The 22,950-nt window shown below is 37.1% G+C and carries 14 protein-coding genes; 4 read left to right on the forward strand and 10 right to left on the reverse strand.

What is annotated here, in order from left to right:
• Window positions 1–51: 51 nt before the first annotated feature.
• Complete coding sequence (locus FRZ67_RS21525; protein ID WP_147192628.1) at window positions 52–1,350, reverse strand: TIGR00341 family protein; 1,299 nt, start codon at window positions 1,348–1,350, stop codon at window positions 52–54.
• A 98-nt stretch (window positions 1,351–1,448) separates the two neighbouring features.
• A complete protein-coding gene (locus tag FRZ67_RS21530) occupies window positions 1,449–2,684 on the reverse strand; it encodes a cation:proton antiporter (RefSeq protein ID WP_147192629.1) in 1,236 nt (411 codons plus the stop codon).
• 333 nt (window positions 2,685–3,017) lie between these two features.
• Between FRZ67_RS21530 and FRZ67_RS21535 the strand changes: the two genes are divergently transcribed.
• On the forward strand, window positions 3,018–4,760 hold the full coding sequence (locus tag FRZ67_RS21535; protein WP_147192630.1) for an ABC transporter ATP-binding protein: 1,743 nt from the start codon (window positions 3,018–3,020) through the stop codon (window positions 4,758–4,760).
• Complete coding sequence (locus FRZ67_RS21540; RefSeq protein WP_147192631.1) at window positions 4,741–6,504, forward strand: ABC transporter ATP-binding protein; 1,764 nt, start codon at window positions 4,741–4,743, stop codon at window positions 6,502–6,504. Before FRZ67_RS21535 ends, FRZ67_RS21540 begins: the two co-directional genes overlap by 20 nt.
• A gap of 224 nt (window positions 6,505–6,728) precedes the next feature.
• On the opposite strand, the gene flxY is transcribed toward FRZ67_RS21540, so the two are convergent.
• The 6 genes from flxY to FRZ67_RS21570 form a co-directional block, all read right to left on the reverse strand.
• Window positions 6,729–8,021, reverse strand: coding sequence for a flexirubin biosynthesis putative acyl-CoA ligase FlxY (gene flxY / locus FRZ67_RS21545; RefSeq protein ID WP_147192632.1), 1,293 nt, complete (start codon window positions 8,019–8,021; stop codon window positions 6,729–6,731).
• On the reverse strand, window positions 8,011–8,397 hold the full coding sequence (acpS, locus tag FRZ67_RS21550) for a holo-ACP synthase (protein ID WP_147192633.1): 387 nt from the start codon (window positions 8,395–8,397) through the stop codon (window positions 8,011–8,013). The genes flxY and acpS overlap by 11 nt, the downstream gene beginning before the upstream one ends.
• A gap of 2 nt (window positions 8,398–8,399) precedes the next feature.
• Window positions 8,400–10,070: a C45 family autoproteolytic acyltransferase/hydrolase gene (locus tag FRZ67_RS21555; protein WP_147192634.1), complete on the reverse strand. Its 1,671-nt coding sequence runs from the start codon at window positions 10,068–10,070 to the stop codon at window positions 8,400–8,402.
• Window positions 10,063–11,574, reverse strand: coding sequence for a phytoene desaturase family protein (locus FRZ67_RS21560; RefSeq protein ID WP_147192635.1), 1,512 nt, complete (start codon window positions 11,572–11,574; stop codon window positions 10,063–10,065). The genes FRZ67_RS21555 and FRZ67_RS21560 overlap by 8 nt, the downstream gene beginning before the upstream one ends.
• A 161-nt stretch (window positions 11,575–11,735) precedes the next feature.
• Window positions 11,736–15,590: a 1-acyl-sn-glycerol-3-phosphate acyltransferase gene (locus tag FRZ67_RS21565; protein WP_147192636.1), complete on the reverse strand. Its 3,855-nt coding sequence runs from the start codon at window positions 15,588–15,590 to the stop codon at window positions 11,736–11,738.
• A gap of 2 nt (window positions 15,591–15,592) precedes the next feature.
• Window positions 15,593–16,795 (reverse strand): DUF2062 domain-containing protein, encoded by a 1,203-nt coding sequence (locus tag FRZ67_RS21570; protein WP_192903889.1) that lies wholly within the window; start codon window positions 16,793–16,795, stop codon window positions 15,593–15,595.
• Between the two features lie 140 nt (window positions 16,796–16,935).
• On the opposite strand from FRZ67_RS21570, the gene FRZ67_RS21575 reads away from it, so the two are divergent.
• Window positions 16,936–17,778: a DUF922 domain-containing protein gene (locus tag FRZ67_RS21575; protein WP_147192637.1), complete on the forward strand. Its 843-nt coding sequence runs from the start codon at window positions 16,936–16,938 to the stop codon at window positions 17,776–17,778.
• Between the two features lie 94 nt (window positions 17,779–17,872).
• Here the strand turns inward: FRZ67_RS21575 and glyA are convergent, their stop codons facing one another.
• Window positions 17,873–19,153 carry a serine hydroxymethyltransferase gene (gene glyA / locus FRZ67_RS21580; RefSeq protein ID WP_147192638.1) on the reverse strand — a complete coding sequence of 427 codons (1,281 nt, stop codon included), beginning with the start codon at window positions 19,151–19,153 and terminating at the stop codon, window positions 17,873–17,875.
• Between the two features lie 382 nt (window positions 19,154–19,535).
• Here glyA and pckA point away from each other — a divergent pair, with 382 nt between their 5' ends.
• Window positions 19,536–21,140 (forward strand): phosphoenolpyruvate carboxykinase (ATP), encoded by a 1,605-nt coding sequence (pckA, locus tag FRZ67_RS21585; protein ID WP_147192639.1) that lies wholly within the window; start codon window positions 19,536–19,538, stop codon window positions 21,138–21,140.
• Window positions 21,141–21,396: 256 nt separating this feature from the next.
• On the opposite strand, the gene FRZ67_RS21590 is transcribed toward pckA, so the two are convergent.
• On the reverse strand, window positions 21,397–22,749 hold the full coding sequence (locus tag FRZ67_RS21590) for a cytochrome-c peroxidase (protein ID WP_147192640.1): 1,353 nt from the start codon (window positions 22,747–22,749) through the stop codon (window positions 21,397–21,399).
• Window positions 22,750–22,950: the final 201 nt, after the last annotated feature.

Genomic DNA, 22,950 nt, shown 5'->3' on the forward strand with positions numbered 1-22,950 from the left:
GCAGGGTACAAAAAGCTAATAACTTATTTTTTGAATAATATTACTAATGGTTTAAAATGGCAGTAACGCCACTGTATCTTTATTTGAACGCAGCAGCAGGTATTGATATAACTGCGCTTTTTGACTATTGCTGAGGTTACGTTTACTTTTGTAAAAGAATACAGGTAATGTATCTACGGTATTTTTATCTGAAATTGAAATGAACATTCCGCTCTTAACCGTATCAATAAAAGGAAAAGCTATTTTGGTTTCAGGGCCGGCAATGTTGTTATAAAATTTTATAGAATCTTTTAATACTACAGGAAGAGTTTCTTTAATGGACTGCAACTGAATTTCGTTAATTGCCTGCCTTGCAGCTTCGGCCGTAAGACTGCTGATCTCTTCTTTTGTAAGATTAACACGAAACACTTTTAGCCTGTAATTACTTAAGCCATTTTGTCGCAGTACACTATCAATAGAAGAAACTTCATCTTTTCTGATGGGGTTTCCCGAATGATATACTTTTATGAGCGTAGCAGAATCCGTGGGCTGTAATTCCCATTTAAGTATTTCGTTGCCGCCACTTTGAATTTTATCTAACACGAATGATTGCAATTGTTTTTTGGTAGATTCTTTTTTATACACTGTGTACAGAAAATAAATACTTGGTAAAATAACAATTATGGCAAGCACAGTAAACCATCTTGAATACAACTTTTGCATTCGCTCATCTACATATTCTTTTTCATGAAATTTTAAATACTTGGCAATTATAAATGTGGCAAGACTTATAAAAACTGCGTTAATAAAAAATAAATAAAATGCTCCAAAAAAATAATTCCATTGTGCGGTTGCTATACCATAACCAGCGGTACACAAAGGTGGCATTAAAGCGGTTGCAATAGCTACTCCGGGAATAGCAGTGGTTTTTTCACTTCTGGAAGCTGAAACAATACCTGCAACACCACCAAATAATGCTATAAGTACATCAAGCAAAGTTGGGTATGTTCTTGCCTGAATTTCTGAAGTAACATCTCTTAATGGCGTAAGTAAAAAAAAGAGTACTGCAGTTGCAAGGCTTAATATAACTGCAATACTTAGATTGCGAACAGATCTGAATAGAAGTTCTTTATCGTGTATAGCAATGGATAACCCCACACCAAGTATAGGAGACATTAAAGGAGAGATAAGCATTGCGCCAATAATTACCGCGGTAGAATTTGTATCCAAGCCTATGGAAGCTAGCATGGCCGAGCAAATCAATATCCAGATATTATAGCCTTGCAACGTTACACCTTTGCTGATAGCATCAATGGTTTGCTCCTTATCAGTACCTTCATAAATGCTAAAAGTTTTGTGCAAAAATCTCATGTATATCAGTTCTAATGATAAAATAATAAAATTAAGAGCGAAGCCATAATAGATAATCAATGGTTCGGCGTAAAGGGAAAATTTCTACAGTCTTGTAATTACCTGTTTAATCTTTTGATTAGCTTTTCAATGGTAAAACCCTGCACTAATATAGTAAACAAGACAATAACGAAAGTGACTGAAACTAACTGGTATTTGTAAGACCCGGCCGGTAATGACAAGGCAAGAGCAATGGATATGCCTCCGCGTAAACCTCCCCATGTCATTATTGTCAGGGTGTTATTACCAAGGGCTTTTTTAAAACCCAATAGCCAGGCGGGGAAAAACAAAGAAATGTACCTGGCTACAACTAATAGTAAAGCGGTGATTAAGCCAATAAAAAAGTATTGAAATTTAAAATCAACTATAACTAACTCCAGTCCAATCAGCAGGAATAAAACCGCATTCAATATTTCATCAGTGATCTCCCAGAATTTACCAAGATAATCTCTGGTTATATCACTCATTGCAAGTGCTTTGCCTTTGTTTCCTGTCATTATACCTGCAACAACCATTGCTAATGGGCCGGATACGTGCAGGTAATGACAAAGACTGTAGCCGCCCATTACCATGGCTAATGAAATTAAAATTTCAGTTTGAAAATGATCGATAGATTTCATCAATAAGTAACCTGTTATTCCGATTACAAGGCCTGCTATAATGCCACCGCCTGATTCCCGTAAAAACAGCATGCTGATTTCAGGAACTCCAAAATTATCTTCTGACGAAGTTGCGATTTTTAATACCGTAGTAAAGACCACAACGCCAATACCATCATTAAATAATGATTCACCAATGATATTAGTTTCAATAGTTTTAGACAGTCTTGCACTTTTTAAAATGCCCATAACAGCAATAGGGTCGGTAGGTGAGATTAATGCCCCAAAGAGAAGACAATAGATAAAAGGAATTTGTTCATTAAATAACTGAACAAGGTAGAATAATCCTGTAGCAATAACAAAGGTGGAAATGAGGGTGCCTAATGTAGCAAAACTAATAATACTTTTTGCTGCAGTTTTCAAATCATCTAACTGAACATGCAATGACCCTGCAAAAAGCAGAAAACTTAATAAAATGCCAAGTAAAAATTCTGAAAAATCTATTAACAGCAATTTCTCTTCTACAAGCGCACTAAACCCACTGGAAAAGGATCCGGCAATAATTACAGCAATAGCTGCGATTGTGCCCATTAGCATTAAACTTATACCGGATGGTAGTTTTAAAAATCTTACGTTAATGTATGAAAAAAAAGCAGCCAGGGAAATTAAAGCGGAAAATAAAACAAAAAGCTCCATGATTATTTAAATTATTGCTTTAGCTATTACAGTAGCTGATTGCTAAAATAGCTACTGATGTTGTCAATAACCGGGAATTTAAGAAATACATTTTTAGTATAGTATATTTATTATTACAAATCCTTTTCTAAAAAGATGGATGTTCAAAAAAAAGATACTCAAAATCTGGTTATCGCAACGTAGTGCAGGTTCGATTCCTGTTCTGGACACAACACCTCTTTTCAAGATTTTTTTTATGCACCAAACAAATGCCTTAAAGAAGTAAATAACTTATTTGCCATTATTTTTAATTAATTTTCGCAGGTATATCTACCAATAACGCATAGCAATACAATGGCACGTTTCAAATCTGCAGCCACCAAAGGTCCGGGTATATTCAGTATCCTTAAGCCTTACAATGGTATGGTTTTCCTGCTTATAAGTTTTACATTATTAAGTAACGGCATAAACCTGATGTTACCTAAAATAATAGCCAATGGTATTGATGCCTGGCCAAAAAATTATGTATTACAAAAGATATTGATCGAGTTTTTTGGCGCCTCTCTGATTATTTTTATTTTCACTTATCTGCAGGGTGTTGTGCAGGTATATACTTCTGAGAAAGTAGCCAGAGATTTGCGCTCCCAACTTTCCTATAAAATATCTACACAGAGTTATGCATATATAGAAGAATCTAATCCGGCAAAATTATTAACCAACTTAACTGCAGATGTTGATTCTATTAAGATGTTTGTGTCACAGGCGATCGTGTCTATTGTATCTTCTGTCATCATTATTATTGGAGCCTGCATAATGTTGTTCTCCATTAACTGGAAACTTGCATTCGCTATAGTAGCAATTATTCCAATTATTGGTGGAGCATTCTTTTTTGTGTTAAAAAAAGTCAGGGCAATATTTTTACAAAGCAGACAGGTGGTGGACAGATTAAATAAAGTGATTAATGAGAGCATTCTTGGCGCGGCAATCATTAGGGTCATCAATTCACAACAACTGGAATACGATAAATTTCTTGCTGCCAATACAAAAGCAAAAGATCTTGGATTAAGTATTTTAAAATTATTTGCAGGTCTTATTCCTGTAATCATTTTTACATCCAATTTAGCGGGATTAGCTATACTTACTATCGGTGGCAAATTTGTAATAAGTGGTAGCATGTCACTTGGCGATTATGCAGCCTTTAGCAGTTATCTTTCATTGCTTATTTTTCCTATACTGGTTATTGGCTTTATGAGCAATGTGATAGCACAGGCAAGTGCGAGTTATCAGCGTATAAAAGCGGTCATCGATGTGCCGGAGGTGCCGGATAAGGGAACCAACAGAGCATATTTAAAAGGCAATATTGAATTAAGGGACGTGTCTGTTTTCTATGGACAGAAACCAGCCTTGCAGCATATTAGCTTTTCAGTTAGGGGTGGTTCTACTTTAGCGGTAATTGGACCAACTGCTGCAGGCAAAACACAATTGCTGCACCTGTTAACTGGTTTAATAAAACCAACTGAAGGCAGTATTACATTCGACGGAGTAAATCTTCAGGATTACAACAAAGAGAACTTTTACAGCCAGGTAGGTTTTGTTTTTCAGGATAGCATTCTGTTCAATATGAGTATACGAGAGAATATTGCATTCAGCAACACTGTTACAGATGAATCACTTGCCAAAGCCATTGCCACTGCTGAATTGAAAGAGTTTATTGATTCGCTTCCTGATAAATTGGATTCAGTTATTTCAGAAAGAGGCACCAGTTTATCAGGTGGTCAAAAGCAACGTATGATGCTGGCAAGAGCATTGGCTATTAATCCGAAAATATTATTACTCGATGATTTTACAGCACGTGTAGATACCAATACCGAAACGAAAATCCTGAAAAACCTGCGGCAGAACTATCCTGATATTACATTAGTTTCTGTTACACAAAAAATAGCTACGGCAGAGAACTTTGACCAGATCATCGTATTAATGGAAGGCGAAATTGTAGCTACCGGTATACATTCCGAATTAATGAAGCAAAGCCCGGAATACATACAGATTTTTAATTCACAGCAGAGCACAAGCAATTATGAATTACAACCTCAATGATATTGGAACGGCACAACAGAAAACATCAACACTCAATGCGTTGAAAAGATTGTTGCAGCTGATAAAGGAAGAGCGCCGCAACCTTTTTCTGGCGTTGGTTGCCATACTTACTAACTCGGGGCTAAACCTGCTTGGTCCTTTTATCATTGGCTATGTAATAGATACTTACATAGTGCACAAAGATTATGCTGGTGTATTAATGTGGGCAGGTATATTACTTGCCATGTATATTGTGGCAGCCGTAGCCAGTTACCTGCAATCAAGAGGCATGGGCGGTGTGGGGCAACGTATGTTATTTAAACTGCGTAATTCCATTTTTACAAAACTGCAGCAATTACCCGTTGATTTTTTTAATCAAAATAAAGCAGGTGACCTTATTTCAAGGGTTAATAATGATTCAGATAAGATCAATCAATTCTTTTCACAATCGCTGATGCAGTTTATAGGAACAATTGTTACTATGACTGGTGCCGGCATCTTTTTGCTGGCTATTAATTTTGAACTGGGTGTTGCTACGCTCATACCAGGATTACTGATATTTCTTTTTACCAAATTTGCTTCGCCATGGATTAAAAAAAGAAATGCACTCAGCATGCAGCGTACAGGTGGCCTCAGTGCAGAGATACAGGAGAGCCTGCATAATTTTAAAGTCATCATCGCATTTAATCGAAGAGATTATTTTCGCAACCGTTTTAACGAAGCCAATCAGCAAAATTATACAAGTGCCATTGCTGCCGGTATTGCAAATAATGTATTTATACCTGTATATGGCTTTTTTGCAGGACTCGCACAACTAATTGTACTTACGTTTGGTATATATCTTATTGCTACCGGGCATTTTTCTATTGGGTTGCTGGTAAGCTATCTTGCCTATGCTACAAATTTCTATAACCCATTGCGACAACTTGCTGCATTATGGACGGGCTTCCAGGTGGCAATGGCAGGGTGGGACAGGATATCCTATATTTTAAATCTGGAAACAAACCTGCCTGTAATAGCAAGCAATACTAAAGAGAATATGAATGGTGCAATCATGGAATTTCGTGATGTTTCATTTGGGTATAATAAAGACAAAGAAATTTTGCACCACATTAATTTTACATTGGAACGCGGCAGAACGTATGCATTGGTTGGCCCAACAGGTGGCGGTAAAACAACCACTGCATCATTGATCGCAAGATTGTATGATCCTGTAAAAGGCATGGTATTGCTCAATGGTAAAGACATTCGTAGTTACCAACCTGATGAACGAAGTGACAGGATTGGTTTTATATTACAGGAACCATTTCTCTTTACGGGTACTGTGCGGGAAAATATTTTGTATAGCAACGAAGCATATAAAAATTTCAGCAATGAGCAACTTGAAGCAACCATTCAATCTGCTGGTTTGCAAAGCCTGCTCAATATTTTTGAAAAAGGTCTTGATACTGAAATAACCTCAGGCGGAGAAAGCATAAGTCTTGGTCAAAAACAGCTCATTGCCTTTATGCGTGCTGTATTGCGCAATCCTGCATTGCTTATTTTAGATGAAGCCACTGCCAATATAGATACCATCACCGAACAAATTTTGCAAGACATTCTAAACAAACTTCCCGAAAGCACTACCCGTGTAATTATTGCGCATCGCTTAAACACTATACAAAATGCAGATGAAATATTTTTTGTAAATGCCGGTGAAGTCATCCGTGCTGGTTCCTTCGATCATGCAGTGAATATGTTGTTACATGGGGAAAGAGAAAGCTAAAATTAATTATTCAAGTATTTTGTTCCCGGCTTTTGGTTGCAATTCAGCTTTACTTGCGTCGCACTCTTGTACTGGTGAATGGTTAGTCGTCAATGGTGAATAAAATAACTGTTCAAAATTTATTGACCTTTCATGATTGACTATTGAGGATTAATGTTCCGGACGTACAAGTGAGTGACACAAGAGGCGATGACACCAAGAGCTGCAGCCTGCAAAAAAATATATTATCTCTTGTCAATAAATTTTCTTGGTTTTCTGCCTGCATCGGGGAATTGCAACTGCATCATTTGATCTTTGGCAACATATTTAACGTGCGGGCTAACACGCAGTCTTGCCTGCAAATAAGCACGTATTTTATGATCTGTTTCTTCAGTTTCGTTTGTGCGAACAAGGTGTAATAAAATTTCATCTGTACCCAGATCGTTTGCATAAACTTCCACAACATAATCCTGTATGTCTGCCATCTCATTTAAAATATCTGAAAGTGCAGGAAGGAAAAGCGTGGTGCCTTTGTATTTGATCATTTGTTTTTTACGGCCGATAACGGGAGAGAGGCGCAAAGTATTTCTACCGCAGCTACACGATTCGTGATGAGCAATGCAGATATCACCGGTCTTGTAACGTAGTAGTGGCATAGCTTCCAGCCCGAGTGTTGTAATTGTTACTTCGCCGGGATTGCCTGCTGCAACAGGGTTTCCATCATCATCTAATAGTTCAGCTATAAGAAGATCTGGTTGCAAATGTCCGCCATGTTGTGTAGTACATTCCGTGAATGCAGTCTGCATCTCTGTAGATGCATAGGTAGAATACAATTTAATATTCCAGGCATTCGTAATTTTTTTACCCAGCACATTCAAAGAGAAATCTGTATTGCGGATATTCTCGCCAATGCAAATTGCTTTTTTCACAGAAGAATTATTGAGGTCAATTTTATGTTCTTCTGCAAATTGAATAAGTTTTACAATAAATGAAGGAACGGCTACGATCGCAGTTGGTTGCAATCTTGCAATTGTTTCCCACTGCAATGATGGAACGCCCGGACCAACACGAATAATACCCGCACCCATTTTTCGTATGCCTGTATAATATGCCATGCCTGCCATAAACTGGCGGTCAAGCGTAAGCATGAGTTGATATATATCAGATGCAGAACCATCAGCGCATAAAAAAGATGAATATTCATTGAGCGCAAGACGATTGAGATCATTATCACTTAATGCAATGGTAACAGGTTTGCCAATAGTGCCTGATGTAGAAGTGTATTCAATGATCCTGTTTTTGGGGACGCATAAAAAATCATCATTGCTTGTTTGTAATTCTTCTTTGCCAGTTGTTGGTAAAGCTGCAAGATCTTCAAGCGTATTGATCTTTGAAACATCAATATTGTTCTCCGCAAAAAGTTGTTTGTAATAGGGAGAATTGTTTTGCAGGTAAACAAGCAATTCCTTCAGTTTTGTTTCCTGTATTTTTTTTATTTCTGCTGCAGATTGAAATGCAATATTGTTTTTATGATCCATGCTGTTGTTCAATAATTACAATGGCAGTTGCAAATGTTTTTATGTGAGACAAAGAAACATGAATGTTTCCTAAATTCAATGAAGCAATTTTTTTTGCTGTTTCTCCTAAAAAATTGATGTATGGTTTACCTTCGGCGTTGTTGCGAATTTCCACTTCGTTTATGGTTGTTCCTTCTGCCCAACCTAAGCCCAAAGCCTTTCCCAGCGCTTCTTTCGCAGCAAAGCGTGCTGCGTAATGTTCGTATTTGTTTGTTTTTGCTTCGCAATATTTTATTTCTTCAGCAGAGAACACGAGTTCACGAAATCCATTTTCTTTTTGAATTTTTGAAGCAATCCGCTCCACTTCTATAATATCTGTTCCTATGCCTTTTATCATGATCAATCGGCTAACTTTTTATTACAGGCTTCTATTTGCGCTTTTATATGATCTTCCTCTTTTTTTGTTGCAATAACTTTTGTTAATGCGGTTTTATAATAGCTCAACGCTTTTTTGTATTCTTCTTTCTTATAAGAATAATCTCCTGCCAAAACATACGCATGATAATAGTTTGGATTCTTTGCAATGATGTTGTCTGCGTTAATCGTCTTGCCGTCAGTTATTTCATGTGCATAATTCCTGTAATCAAGAAAATTTTTGAACTGTTGTGTTTGCATGAACGGGTCTGCAGGTACAGTCAGTGCCGTATCATAAATTTCCTGGTCTTTTTTTGAGCCAGCCATCGCAAATACTTTAGTAAGATCATAACAAACAAACTGACCCAATTGCCAGGGCGATGTAGATATCCACACTTTTAATTTTTCCGGTTCAAATACAATGGAGTGATGTGCGATAAATTGGTTCAACGCTTTTTCGTTCCCCAGACCAATGTCTGCATTATTTATACCCTCATGATCTCTTAGAATTGCAATTGTTTTTTCAACAGTGTTTTTTCCATTTTGCTGCAGCAATTGAGACAAGCGATTGTATCTGTAAATTGATGCACTTTGATCCATCTGTTCCAGATTTGATTTTAATTTGCTTAACTGCGGTCCCTGGAAATGATTAGCGCATGTAATGAAATTTTTATTTGGATCGTACACATCAAGAGAGTCCGGGGTCTTCTCAATAACGACCGCTTTTTTATCTGCTGCAGAACCCACGAGGAAAGATTCTGATACAAACATTTTTCTCTTCTTCGCTATGGCGATTGCTTCATCTATATTCTTTGCATACTGCACAATTTCTTTTGCAACAAGAGATACCGGCGTTGCGGAGCCGCCTGGTATATCTGATTTTGCGGCGTTGATAGTTACTGTTAGCCCTTTTTCGTTCATGCCGGAAACAACGCCTGTGAAACCTCCCCATGTTACATACATGAACTTGTAACCTTGTGAGGGTTTGCAGAATGAAATGATCTTTTCTTTTGCAAAATCATCGCTTACATAAAAATCAAAATTGCGACCAATGATCATCGTACTGTCCTGAGACATAGCACCCCATGTACCAAATGAAGTGCAACCAACTAATGCCATGCTTTGCAATGCGTGACCAATATCGTGCGCCGCATGATAATTTAAAATGCGTGAATAATTATCACCAATGTAATCGTATTTATCAGATGCAGATTGAGACACACCAAAAATCTCTTCCTTGTCTTCTTCTGTAATATTTTTTGCAAGATCCCTGTTGAACCATCCAATAAAATATTTTAGAAAGTGCAAATAAAAATCAGACGGAATCATCTTTTTTATTTGCGCACTAAAATTATCTTCCTGTCGCCAGATCAATTCTTTGGTAAGTTTTCCATTAATAACACCACGTTCAAAAGGTTGGCCTTCTGTATATAATTCGTAAAGACCTGTATTGCTTTTATGAAACCAATCATTTTTTAGTGTATAAAAATCAGGGCTTACTTCTGTGCGTGTTAATTGTAAACTGCTTTTATCTTTTATTTCCGGCGGATCAATTTTTGCAATCCATGCCAGATATAAAAACAAAATAAGGAGCAATGCTATAAAGCTTCCAAACACATATGCTACCCTTTTCCAAAACTTCTTTCTTCTAAGCATTCTTGATTTTTTTTATGAATTCATTGCTGTTCATTACTGCCGTACAGGTTACCAGGCCACTTATTGCTGCGCCAAGTACACCATGCAAATTCAGGTTCTGACCTGTAAAATAAAGATTTGGCAATTTAGTGCGTGGAGAAATAAAAGTTTTTAAAGGTTCTTTATAATCTTTGGCTATTCCATAAAGAGAACCATTGTCTGTTCCGATATAATCACGGAAAGAAAGTGGTGTTGAAGTGTAGTAAGATTTTATGCAGCTTCTAAGCATCGGAAATTTTTCAGAAACAACATCTATCAATTTCTCCGCTTTTCTTTTCTTGAAAGCTTCATAGCTTTCTCCACGGCTGCTTTCTGCTGAGACAGTATTAAAAGTATTTTCCCATTCTTTCACTTCTTCATAGCGCATGTAAGTAAATATGGTAAATCCTTCTGCATATTCTTTTGATCTTGATGTTGCTGAAATAAAAATGGCATAACCTAATGGCCAATCCTGTTCCGTGTATGCTGTCTGCGACCATAAATGCCCTTCTCTGTGCCAGTAATAATTATGTGTATGATATTTGTAAGAATCTTTTTTCAAAACTATGTTTACAATAAAGCAGGAGATCGTATCTTTTAAACTATGCATCCTGTTTTTATAAGCCTGCTTAAAAACAGTTGTCTCTGTAAGTTGAAGTGTTTTTACAGGATGCAGGTTTGATATAAAATGTTCCGCATACAATTTTGAACCATCTTCCAGGATAACATGATCAACTTTTCCTTTATCTTCTACAATGCTTACTGCTTTTGTGTTTCGAAAGATTGTACCGCCATTGGTTCTTATATTTTTGGCCATATATTTTGCAATCTGCGAGCCGCCATCAACACATTTCCATGAACTTTCTATATAGCTATTGGTAATTAGTGCATGCACATAAAATGGTGTTTCGTTGCCTACACCTGCATATAATTCATTATTGCCTGCAAGTACTGCCTGCAGTTTATTATTACCTGTAAGTGATTCAATAAAACCTTTGGTATCTATATCAAGTATGCTTGTTTTTTCTTCGTAGCCATCTCTTGTATCAAGATTGTACAAAGGGAATTTTTTACAGATGTCCTTTATTTTATCACAGTACGCTCTTATAGCAGTTGCTTCTTCGGGAAAATCCTGTACAAGTGTTGCAATGAAGTTTTCATAGCCCTGTGCCAATGCATATTCTTTTTCATCACCACTGATAATGATTTTATCAAACGCATTTTCATCCATTCTTTCCAGCTTCAGTTTGTCCATCAATCCAAGATATTTGAAAAGCTGGTAAAGATTTTGCCCTTTATCAAGCCCTCCCACATAATGCACACCTGAATCGAATACCACTTTGTCTCTTGCATAAATCTGCAGGCACCCGCCAATTTGTTTATTCTTCTCTATAATGCACACGCTATAACCTTCGCGGCTAAGAATGTCTCCGCAAACCAAACCGCCCATGCCACTACCAATTATTATAACGTCGTATCCATTCATGTTTTAAAAGTTCAATAAAGAACAAAGCGTATAAGCGTGCGACGCAACGATGTTCAATATTTATTCTAAAGTTTGGCTCACAAAATTTATTTCTTTTATGCCCCCAACAATATTGCTGCTATGATGCTTCTCTTGCGTCGCACACTTTTGCTGCAACAATTCTACTCAGCATGTTGAAGCAAATAAATAATGTTAGAAGTATATTTTGTGTTGTCAACTTCTTTGCATTGCATGTTGTGCGCTGCTGCTATATCTTTTACAAGCTGACCGGAAAAAAACGTAAGACCCTTTCCGGATGTTTTATTAAAACCGATCAATCTTGTTGAAAAAAATTCTGTAAGCTTTGTCTTTTTGTGCCGCTCTTTTAAATCTGTATTGCCATCCCTTATCAAAATTGTTCCGCCCGGATTCAGATGCCTGATACATTTTTCAATCAGCTCTTTTTGTTGTGCAGATTCAAGATAGTGCAACATATCTGCCATTATAATTACGTCGTAATCTCCGGTTTCAAAATTTGTTGCATCAGCATGCAGGAAATTTATATTTTCGTCTTTGCTGAAGCAATGATTGGCAAGTGTTATTTTTTCATCATCATAATCTATGCCCGTTATAATTCTTTGTGGCGCTGCAAAGTGAAGCATGTAACTCATGAAACCATAACCACAACCGATATCCAGCATTTTGCCGCTTCCGGGGATCAGGTTATGAATCGGCTGATAATATTTTTCCAGTTTTGTCTTTATTCTCATGTACCACTCAAGAACAGGACCTTTATAAAGATAATTGTATTTGAGTTGCTCTTTGTAGTAAGCAGGTTGCTGAATATTGTTGCTAATTTCCGCAAAACGTTGTTTGAAATTTTTACTTATTGTTTTTGCTTTCGTAGTATAATCATCACCAAATTTTGTGGCGCCTGGTTTTATTCTTTCTTCAATGGTTAATGTTATGGTTCCATCTTTTAAAAGAAAATCATGTTTCGTCATAGTGTAGCCAGTACCATGAATAATGACAGGCAAAATGTCGAGATTTAATTTTTCTGCAAGATAGAATGCTCCTTTATGAAAACGTTTCATCGCTCCATCAACTGTTCTTGTGCCTTCAGGAAAGATTACTATCGAATAACCATTCTTAACACGATCTTCTAATAATTCAATGCTGTTTTCAATACCATCTGCGACCGGGTAATAATCAGCCATTCTTATAACCCATCCAAAAACCGGCGATTTCCAGACCCATTGATTGGTTAAAAGAATAAGCTTTGGATAAAGCATTGTCGTTACCAGAATATCAAGGAAGGATTGATGATTGCATATAATAACCGCAGGCGTTTTAAAATTTTCTTCATGTGGATTTACTATTCTCTTTGTAAGGTTACTCATTATATACACTAATGACCACGTGTATTTTGAGAGCAGTGTATGGTAGATAAGTTTACCTCGCTCTTTGCCAAACGGAAAGATAATCACAAGAAAAAAACCTGCAATGGTTAATAATATGCTGCCAATAACAAAGTATGCAAAAGAAAAAAATGATTTGAACAAACCAAGTGCTGTCCATGGGAATTTGTTTTTCTTAACACGGTTTGTAATAAGAAAATTGAACAAGAACGGGATCATTACCTGCGCAATCAATACAACACAAAGAATGCCTGTAATGGAAATAAATGCAATTGATTTTAATGCAGGATGTTTGGCAAAGATCAATACACCAAGACCTGCAACTGTTGTAATTGCCGAAAGGAAAATAGATGATTTAAAAGACGATAAATTTTTCTTTCCTGTTTTATATTCCTGTAATAAACCGTCCATGATGAACAAGCTGTAATCATCACCCAAGCCAAATATTAATGCAGAGATGATGATGTTTATGATATTGAACTGAATGTTGAATAAAGACATGATGCCAAGGATCCATATCCAGGTAATGAACATTGGAATGAATGAAACAAGTGCCAACTCAATTCTTCCGTAAGTGATTAACAGAACGATGAACACCAATATAGAAGACATATATGCAATGCTGGTAAAATCAGTATTGATGATTTCAGCCATACGGTCTGCCAGGTATTGTTTATCGAGAACAGTAACAGTATTATTATGTGCAAAACTTTTATAAACAGCAGGCTTATTTTTATCTGAAACTTTTATGAGTGTTACAACATTTACACCCGTGGGTGTTTCTGAAATATAATCATCAAGAAACTTTTTCCTTACATCCGTCATTTCTGTTAAAGAGATAGGTTCGTATTTTGTATTTAATAAGTTGTTGAAATTATTAAATGCAGATGAAGAGAATTTTAGTGGTGCACCTTCTTTTTTCAATGTTGCCATCAGGGCTTGCTTTTTTTCTACAGTCCAGTAATTATTCCAGCGGTTAATTCTTTCCCGCTGCAAAGAGTCAGAGAGGATAAGTGATGAGACCCCTGAATATTTAGTAACAATATTCTGCTGTTTCAATGAATCAATTGTTGAAGAAAGATGTTCGCTGTTTTTTAGAGCTTCATCCAAAGTGTTTCCTTCTGAGACTGCATACACAGATTTTAGAGCAGCCTGGTTTAATGCATTTAGGTTTGATTCAGATTTTTTCAAATTATCTGACATGTAGTTCATGTGCATCATGTCTGAATCAAAGCCAACATTGCTTACATAGAATGAGAAGAATATAGTAAGTGCAATTATAGCTGCAATCAATATTTTATTGTAATGAGGATTGTATGCTGCAAGTTTATCTATAAATGAAAGATCATGTGCGCCATGATTATCTTCTTCTTTAGTATGAATGAAATGCGGTAAATAGATCAGACTACAGAGTGCTGCACCAATAAGACTGAATGCAGCAAACAAACCCAGATCTTTCAATAATTCGGATTGCACAAACTCAAGACATAGAAACCCACCAATGGTAGTAAAACTTCCAATCGTTAAAGGAAAGGAAAGGTCTTCAATTGTTTTTTCGCTGCTATGTGTATGACGGTAATGGTTAAATACATGCAAAGAGTAATTAATAGCAATACCAAGTATTACGGAGCCTGTTCCCAATGCAATAACAGAAATCGTTCCTTTAATAAAATAAATGGCAGCAAGTGAAAATAAAGCCCCAAAGACAACTGGAATTAAAATCAGAAAGGGTGCTCTTTTCTTTTTAAAATAAAAACCTATAAATAAAATAAGGAATATAACAGTGATGCCTTGAGTAAGTAAAGTATCATTTCGCAATTGCTCTGCGTTGCCTAAAGAAACTGCGGCGGCGCCAAAATAATCAACAGAAATATTCTTATAGCTGATAGAAGTAAAACTATCAATGATATTATCAAGTCCATGAATTAGTTCCGCATTCTTTCCTGTATTGTTTGCAGGAAATGCGGGCGTAATAAATATTAATAAATGCTTTTGATCTTTTGTAACGATATAGCTATCGTATAATTCAAAATTATCGTCATACTGCAGTTGCCGGATCTTCCTTAAGCCAATAAATGAGATACCAACAGGATCTTTGCTGATCATCTGCTTTAATGCAAAACCTGAAGGCGATATAAGCGTTCTGAAATCAGACTCCAAAGTTTGTTTTACCGTTTCAGGCTTTATGAGGCTATCTATTGTTGCATATTCTTTTTCCGTAAGAAACACTGGCAAGTGATCGTTGATCGTACTGAATAATTCCAGCGCCGTATTATCATCAACTTTATAATTCAGTTTTGCTATGAAGGGAGAAAGGTTATTTTGTATTTGACTTACAAAGCTGTCCGTAAAGTTTACAAGGCTATCGGGCTGTGGCCCCGCAAGTGAATCTTTTAGTGAAATAGTAATGGCGAGTTTATCAGCAAACTTTGAATTCTGAAAAACACTGTTCAGCTTTTCAATCTTTTTATCATTTGGAAGAATCCTGGAAATGTCTTCTTCAAAAACCACCCGGGATGCAAAAAAGCCAATTACCAGAAAGCTGGCAACAAATGAAACATACAAAGCCGTCTTATGATTGCTGAAATAATTATATATCCGTAAGAAGAATTTTTCCATTGTTAATTCTGTACTGTAATGGTATGTTTCCTTTTAAAAACTTTCAGAAGTATTAAAGTTAGTAAGCCTAAGGTAATACCTGCAGCAATAGCCAATGTTATGCTTCCATAAATGTATTGCTGAAGGTTTTGTTTGATTGAATCAAGTGTTATATTATTTGTCAATGAAAAATCAATTGCTTTATCGCCGATCCAAAAACTACCCATCATGAAACTTAGAAAAATAATCAGTGGTATCATTGGTGGTATACTTATGTTGGCAGCAATTATTACAATGGGTTTATTCAGTTTAAATAGAATAGCCAGAAAAATAGCCACAACCAGTTGAAAACCCCAAATTGGAACAATACCCATAAAAACGCCAAAAGCTACAGATGCAGCTTTTACGACGTCAGGCTCGCCGGGATGTAATAAATGATTGTGCCATATAGTGCGCCAGGTTTCTTTCTTAAAAATGCTGCTTAAAAAATTTCTTGGCTTTATATATAAAAAAGTTATAAGAACAAGCACAGTATTCAATATGCTTATTCTTGTAAAATCTTTAAACGGCCTGAAATGAGAAACCCTTGTTGCTTTTGGCGCATAATAAACAGAAACAGGAACGGATTCAATCTTTACACTACGCCATGCTGCACGCACCAATACTTCTATTTCAAATTCATATTTGCGGGTAAGGAATTTTATCTTGTTCAATGGTTGTAATGGATACAAGCGATAACCAGATTGCGTATCCGGGGCATTAATCCCCGTTTCTACCTTGAACCAAAAATTAGAAAACTTGTGTCCAAAGCTACTCTTACCGGGTACTGATTCCTGGTTCATATTTCTTGAACCAATAATGATAGCATTCTTTTCCGTTTCCAGTTTTTCTAAGAATGCAGCAAGATCTTTTGCAAAATGTTGCCCATCTGAATCTATTGTTATGGCATATAAATAGCCAAGTTCTGTTGCACGTTTCAAACCTTGCCTTAGTGCCCATCCTTTGCCAACATTTTTTTTGTAACTGATAATATTTAGAAAAGGGAGCTCACTAAGAATTTTTTCTGTTTCATCAAGCGAGCCGTCATTAACTACTATAATGTTTTTTGTATAAGCCGATACATCATTGATTACTGAACCAAGTGTTTTTGCATTATTGTAGGTAGGAATAATAACACACACTTTCAGTTGATCAAAATTATCCCGATATAAAATATCTTCAGTCATTAAAATAGTAGTCAATATTTATCTCGGCAAATTTAATGCTTCGAATTGTACAACCTTAAATAGTTCTTTAGTGATCGCATTATTGTTCTTTGAATTAAATTGATTTTTATATTTGTTTACAGTAGTAATAATTCAACCAAATGAAATATTTCATTCTTGCAGTAACCTTTTTTATATTATTTTCCTGTGCACCAAAACTCAGTTCAAAAATTACCACCATACAGCCTTCTTTGCCGGTAAATACACCATTTATTATTTTAGAGGAGGACGATACCAGTAGTATTCGTGGTAATGTTCTTGGTACATTACGCTCATCTGACAATGGGTTCTCTGTTAATTGCTCTTATGAAAAAACAGTTGAATTATTGAAAAGCCTTGCTTTAACAAAGGGAGCTAATGTTTTAAAAATAACTGAACATAAATATCCGGATGTATGGAGTTCGTGCCATCGTATTAAAGCGGACATTTATAAAGTCCACAATGTTTTCGACTACGAAAAAGAAATCGAATGGAGCAAAAACAGAAAATTAACCTGGGATGATTTTAAAGGAACTCCAAAAGTGCTGACCAATATTAACACAGCTGCTCAAACCTATTGTGGCTTTGCTTATAGGTCAAGTACCAGTAGTATGATTTCTTCTGCAAGATCTTTTACAAAGGCAACGTTTGATTGCAGGTTAAGTTGGGTAAAGCCTGAAGAAAAAGGTCGGGCTGATTTACTGGAACATGAACAAGGACATTTCGATTTGTCAGAAATATACAGAAGACTTTTATCTAAAAGATTAAGCCAGGAAAAAATTAATAGTTTCAACTCATCTGCAGCCACAGATCGTATTTACAAAGATGTTTCTTCATCTTACCTTACCCGACAGGAAGCCTATGAAAGAGAAACTAATTATGGACTGGACAGGCAAAAGCAACTGGAATGGGAAAAAGAAATTTCCGTTGAACTATTAAACTCTGACAACTATTCTGTGAAATAGACGCATTTTGAAAAGCACATCTTTTGTACAAACGTACAAGAGTGCGACGCAACGAAAGCCTAATACTTATTCAACACTCTGGTTCAAAAAATTCCTAACCCATCTCAGGATACAATTCAAACTGGCTCATAAATTCATTTACCTGTTTCCTAACAGTTGAAATAACATTTGCATCGTCTGCATTCATCAATACATTGTCGAGAGAATTTACCACGAACTGCATGTGCTCTGCTTTCATACCACGTGTGGTGATCGCCGGAACACCAACGCGGATACCGCTTGTAACGAATGCACTCTTGTCATCAAAAGGCACCATGTTCTTGTTAGCAGTAATATCTGCCTGCACCAAAACCTGCTCTGCTTTTTTACCGCTGATGTTTTTATTACGAAGATCTATCAACAATAAATGATTGTCTGTACCGTCGCTGATGATGTTGTAACCTTTGTCGCGAAAAGCTTTTGCCATTGCCTGCGCATTTTCAACAACCTGTTTTGCATATACAGTAAAATCATCAGAAAGAATTTCACCAAATGCAATTGCTTTTGCAGCAATTACGTGTTCAAGCGGTCCACCCTGGATACCCGGAAAAACAGCAAGATCGATCAGGCTGCTCATCATGCGAATGTTGCCCTTAGGATCTTTATGCCCCCACGGGTTTTCAAAATCTTTGCGGATCATAATGATGCCGCCACGTGGTCCACGCAAAGTTTTATGTGTAGTTGAAGTAACAATATGACAATGATCAAAAGGATCAGCCAGCAAACCTTTAGCGATCAAACCCGCCGGATGTGCAATATCAGCCATCACCAAAGCGCCAACTTCATCGGCCACTTTGCGAATGCGCTCATAATCCCAATCCCGGCTATAGGCACTGGCGCCACAAATGATCAGTTTTGGTTTTACTTCTCTTGCTTTTGCTTCGAGCATTTCATAATCAACGCGACCGGTTTCTTTTACCACACCATAAAAATGTGGCTTATATAACTTACCACTGTAGTTAACAGCCGAGCCATGAGTAAGGTGTCCGCCCATGCTAAGGTCAAGTCCAAGAATATCATCACCGGGTTGCAAACAAGCAAGCGCTACTGCAGCGTTTGCCTGCGCACCGCTATGTGGCTGCACGTTAGCATATTCAAGATTGAAGATTTGTTTTAAACGGTCAATCGCAAGATTTTCTGTCTGGTCAACGATTTCGCAACCACCATAATAACGGCGGCCAGGATAGCCTTCAGCGTACTTATTCGTCATCACATTCCCCATCGCCTGCATCACCTGCAAACTTGTAAAATTCTCCGATGCAATCAGTTCAATACCATGGCGCTGGCGTTCCAGTTCTTTGCGTATGAGGTCGAAAACCAAATTATCTCTTTGCATGAGGTTCTAAAATTTGCCGCAAAGATAGCGGGTAAACGTTTGCCGTTTTTAGTTAATCGTTTTTCATTGCTGTTATGTTGAAAAGTTGTGATACCAGCAGCAATTTTTCATAGCATCAGCCGTTGCGTCGCAATCCTTTCATCGTTCAGATCATTGTTGCATCTTCAATACTAATTTTTAGCCGGATTTGATATTTAAAGTATTCGTAGCTATCCAATAGCATGGCAAAAATTATAGACCACTGTTAATTACAGTCATAGAAATTTCGACACTATCTAAATAAACTTGTATTCAACAAGACCTTTTCTAAGTTTCGGTAATAAAAACTTACTATCGTTAGTTTATAAATTATATTTTTGTCGTTCTAAAAAAATCTATGATTATGTCTGTATCGCTAATGACAATACCTGAAAAGCATCTGAAGCAACTTGGTTTGACAAACACCAACATTCATTACCAGCTAAATCCTGACGACCTTACAGAACAAACGATCAACAGAGGAGAAGGTGTTTTAAACAATACAGGAGCCCTTTGTATCAGTACAGGAGCGTATACAGGAAGAAGTCCGCAGGATAAATTCATAGTTAAAGATGCCATAACAGAGAGCAGCGCTTACTGGAATAATTTCAACTTACCGATAGACGAAAAATATTTTTTACAACTAAAAGAAAAGTTGCTAACCTATTTAAATAAAGCAGAAAATGTTTGGGTGCGTGATTGTTATGCCTGTGCAGACCTTGCTTACAGGGTTAATATTCGTGTGATCAATGAAAATCCATGGAGTAATTTGTTTGCCTACAACATGTTCCTGCGTCCAAAAGAAGAAGAGCTTGAAAGTTTTGAACCGGAATGGACAGTAATGCAGGCGCCGGGTTTTAAAGCAGATCCAAAAGTTGATGGAACACGACAGGAAAATTTTGCTATTATTTCATTTACGCATAAGACAATATTGATTGGAGGTACAGGTTATACCGGTGAAATAAAGAAAGGCATTTTTACGGTACTCAATTACATATTGCCGAATGATAAAAATGTGTTGAGCATGCATTGCAGCGCTAATATGGGCAGTAACGGTGATGTTGCAATATTTTTTGGCTTAAGTGGTACCGGTAAAACGACGTTAAGTGCAGACCCATGCCGCAAACTTATCGGCGATGATGAACATGGTTGGAATGATCATGGAGTTTTTAATTTCGAAGGTGGCTGTTACGCAAAATGTATTGACCTTAATGAAGATAAAGAACCTGCAATATTCAAGGCAATAAAACAAGGTGCATTGGTTGAAAATGTAACTTTTATCGATGATACTGACGAAATAGATTTTACTTCAAAAAAAATTACAGAGAATACAAGAGTAAGTTATCCGCTCGGTTATATAAAGAATGCAATTGAACCAAGTATTGGCGGCTTGCCAAAAAATATTTTCTTTCTTACCTGTGATGCCTATGGCGTGTTACCACCAATAAGTAAGCTTACACCCGGGCAAGCTATGTATCAGTTCATAAGTGGTTATACCGCAAAAGTTGCCGGAACAGAAACAGGTATAACAGAGCCGAAGGCAACGTTCAGTGCATGTTTTGGAGCGCCTTTTCTGCCTTTACGCCCTGATTTTTATGCAGAGATGCTGGGAAAAAAAATGAAAGAGCAGCATGTAAATGTCTGGATGGTAAACACCGGATGGATAGGTGGCAGATATGGTGTTGGTGCCCGTATAAAACTGCGTTATACAAGAGCAATAATAGCCGCAGCATTGAACGGAAGCTTAAATAATGTGGATTATGAAACACATCCTGTATTTGGTGTGGCGGTTCCTAAAAGCTGTGCTGATGTGCCTTCAGCGTTACTCGACCCTCGTGCTACATGGACAAACAAAGAAGCATATGATAAACAGGCAAACGAGCTTGCTGCTATGTTTGTAAAAAACTTTGAAAAGTATGCAAACTGTGTAAGCAAAGAAATATTATCTGCTGCGCCTTTGGGTAATTAAGAAATTTTGTATTTATATTTATAAAATATTCAAAAGTATTTTAATCTGTACATCAAACTGAGCCTCTTCGATTGCTATGCAAATAAAAAAGCTCCACCGTTGCCGGTGGAGTTTTTGTTTAAACACTATGTACTGCTTGCTATGAGGAAATGGAGGTCAATCTTTATGTTATTAAATGCACCGTTAAGTATAAGACGTACAAGCGTGCGACGCAACATGGTCATATAGCAGCACTGCTGCCCGGCTCAAAAAAATATTAATTACATCCCCGGTCTGTTTTTGATTGTGCATCATTATTTGGAATACAGCTTGCCGACGGTAAACTTGCAGGCACATACCTTGAAAGATTTGGGTCGTATAAAGCATCCTCAACAAATTTTGTAAGTTTACTCATTTCATCCTCTGTTAAATAAAGCGGTTGAAACTGTTTGGCTAATTGTGATACCGGTACATTCGGATTTTGCGGCACTGCATTGTTTAAATAATGTATAACATCTGACACCGAACTAAACGAAGAGCCGTGTCCAAAGAATTTTACATCTTTAAGATTGTATAACTGCGGTGTTTTAAATTTATAGAGGTCCTTATTCTTGCCCGTAAACCCACCTCTTCCTTTATGCTCAACTGCACCGGACGAAACATTCAACACATTTGAGATGCCATTTGTAAGATTATTCATACCAAGGCTATAAAATGTTGCAGCATTAAGACCAGGCGAAGTATGACATGTGGCGCATTTGGCTTTACTAAAGAATAATGTTTTACCGTCTTTCTCATCTTTTGTCATAGCTTTTTCGTCGCCGCGCAACCAAAGCTGAAAAGGTGATTGGTTAGGTAGTAGTGTACGCTGGTATGCAGCCAGGGCAAGGCTTACGGTAAGATCGGTAATTCGCGCAGTATCCGGCAGATCGGGGAACGCAAGATCAAATAGATTCTTGTATTCAGGAACAGAGGCGAGCCATGCTGTATCAGGCTGTAATCTATGTCTTACTTCTGCGCCAAGTCCTGTTGTTTCCAGGCCCTGGTAGCCTAAATAGTTATTGTATTTTGTTGTTCCCGGAGTCCATCCGGCCTCGGTGCCAATATTAACTCCTGTACCGCCAAACTGACCATTCCACATCATTACTTCACTGTAAGCAGTGTTTAATACGCTTGGTGTACGTATAGGACCCACATCTATAAGACCTATATCATATAGAGGATCTGCAACTCTTGTTTCACCATAAGTTCCAAATCCAATTCCACCTTCACCAATGCCCTGGGCAAGACCTGATTGAAAACCGGCTTCTGCATGATGACAGGTTGCGCAGGAATAAGTTTGTAACCCTTGCGGAGATAAATTGTTGATACCTAACCTGGATTCGTGAAATAGTAATTTTCCCAATTCCACTTTTTCAGCTGTAAGAGGATTTTTTGGATCTTGTGGAATGGATGCAAAATCATCGCTGTCCGGTAAGCGGTATGCTGCCAGTGCAACGGCCGTTGTTTTTACATTATCAGGATCATTTTTGCTGGGAATACTATTCCTTGTATTTGTCCTTAAATCACTTTTCTGACATCCACTGATAAACAAGGCAAGCAGGGAAAAATGGATTAAAGTTTTCTTCATCGGGTTGAGTTTTCATAAAAAGAATGATTAGTATTTAGGGTAAGAATACTAACCAGGTACGGAAACACAAAAGTAGGCGAAATAGTAAATGTGCGATTCGGAAATAATGTGTTTAAGCATCTATTAATTACAAAAATGATGATGTAGTGATGAGGTATTTTTTTATAAACCCAACGATAATATTTCATGGCATCGCTTGTT

The organism is Panacibacter ginsenosidivorans, assembly GCF_007971225.1.
Classification (GTDB): Bacteria; Bacteroidota; Bacteroidia; order Chitinophagales; family Chitinophagaceae; genus Panacibacter; species Panacibacter ginsenosidivorans.

What these genes read in the sequence shown, in the direction of transcription:
- FRZ67_RS21525 (WP_147192628.1), bottom strand. Translation starts at nt 1,350, where the DNA reads ATGAGATTTTTGCACAAAACTTTTAGCATTTATGAAGGTACTGATAAG.
- FRZ67_RS21530 (WP_147192629.1), bottom strand. Translation starts at nt 2,684, where the DNA reads ATGGAGCTTTTTGTTTTATTTTCCGCTTTAATTTCCCTGGCTGCTTTT.
- FRZ67_RS21535 (WP_147192630.1), top strand. Translation starts at nt 3,018, where the DNA reads ATGGCACGTTTCAAATCTGCAGCCACCAAAGGTCCGGGTATATTCAGT.
- FRZ67_RS21540 (WP_147192631.1), top strand. Translation starts at nt 4,741, where the DNA reads ATGAATTACAACCTCAATGATATTGGAACGGCACAACAGAAAACATCA.
- flxY (WP_147192632.1), bottom strand. Translation starts at nt 8,021, where the DNA reads ATGGATCATAAAAACAATATTGCATTTCAATCTGCAGCAGAAATAAAA.
- acpS (WP_147192633.1), bottom strand. Translation starts at nt 8,397, where the DNA reads ATGATAAAAGGCATAGGAACAGATATTATAGAAGTGGAGCGGATTGCT.
- FRZ67_RS21555 (WP_147192634.1), bottom strand. Translation starts at nt 10,070, where the DNA reads ATGCTTAGAAGAAAGAAGTTTTGGAAAAGGGTAGCATATGTGTTTGGA.
- FRZ67_RS21560 (WP_147192635.1), bottom strand. Translation starts at nt 11,574, where the DNA reads ATGAATGGATACGACGTTATAATAATTGGTAGTGGCATGGGCGGTTTG.
- FRZ67_RS21565 (WP_147192636.1), bottom strand. Translation starts at nt 15,590, where the DNA reads ATGGAAAAATTCTTCTTACGGATATATAATTATTTCAGCAATCATAAG.
- FRZ67_RS21570 (WP_192903889.1), bottom strand. Translation starts at nt 16,795, where the DNA reads ATGACTGAAGATATTTTATATCGGGATAATTTTGATCAACTGAAAGTG.
- FRZ67_RS21575 (WP_147192637.1), top strand. Translation starts at nt 16,936, where the DNA reads ATGAAATATTTCATTCTTGCAGTAACCTTTTTTATATTATTTTCCTGT.
- glyA (WP_147192638.1), bottom strand. Translation starts at nt 19,153, where the DNA reads ATGCAAAGAGATAATTTGGTTTTCGACCTCATACGCAAAGAACTGGAA.
- pckA (WP_147192639.1), top strand. Translation starts at nt 19,536, where the DNA reads ATGTCTGTATCGCTAATGACAATACCTGAAAAGCATCTGAAGCAACTT.
- FRZ67_RS21590 (WP_147192640.1), bottom strand. Translation starts at nt 22,749, where the DNA reads ATGAAGAAAACTTTAATCCATTTTTCCCTGCTTGCCTTGTTTATCAGT.